Annotated in this window: 1 protein-coding gene; it reads right to left on the bottom strand. The window is 44.4% G+C overall.

Annotation, left to right across the window (positions count from 1 at the left end; all coding sequences use genetic code 11):
- Window positions 1-14 precede the first annotated feature (14 nt).
- The gene (locus Q4519_RS21765; protein WP_303516030.1) at window positions 15-296 is read right to left on the bottom strand and encodes a hypothetical protein; all 282 of its coding nucleotides are present in this window, start codon (window positions 294-296) and stop codon (window positions 15-17) included.
- Window positions 297-356: the final 60 nt, after the last annotated feature.

Here is a 356-nt window from a genome sequence, read left to right as displayed (position 1 = left end):
ATTGACTGGCCTTGTTATACGTTTTTTGCAAGTGCATTATGGAATGCCTTTTCGTATTCTTCTACTTTATCTTGTAACTCCATTGTTTCTGCTGCCTTTTTTAGGCGACGCCAGAAACCTGACTTGGCCCCATGCTCGTACGCAATGCCCTCTAGAACCTCTATGGCCAAGCCGAGCTCGTTCACGCGTAAGTATTCGCGGTATTCAGCTAAATCTTTTTCCTCTAACTCAAACCTTTCAGGCTCATGTAGAAATTCTGCTGCTTGCGTAAGCTGAACCTTGTTCTGGTCAACCAAAACTGGACACCTTTAGTTGAGAATTTTCAAACTCCACTGGTGACAGATCACCATTGGCTG

Origin of the sequence: Motilimonas sp. 1_MG-2023 (assembly GCF_030547455.1) — a bacterium.
Taxonomy (GTDB): Bacteria; Pseudomonadota; Gammaproteobacteria; order Enterobacterales; family CBDFNC01; genus Motilimonas.
This window is presented reverse-complemented; position numbering and strand designations above follow the sequence as displayed.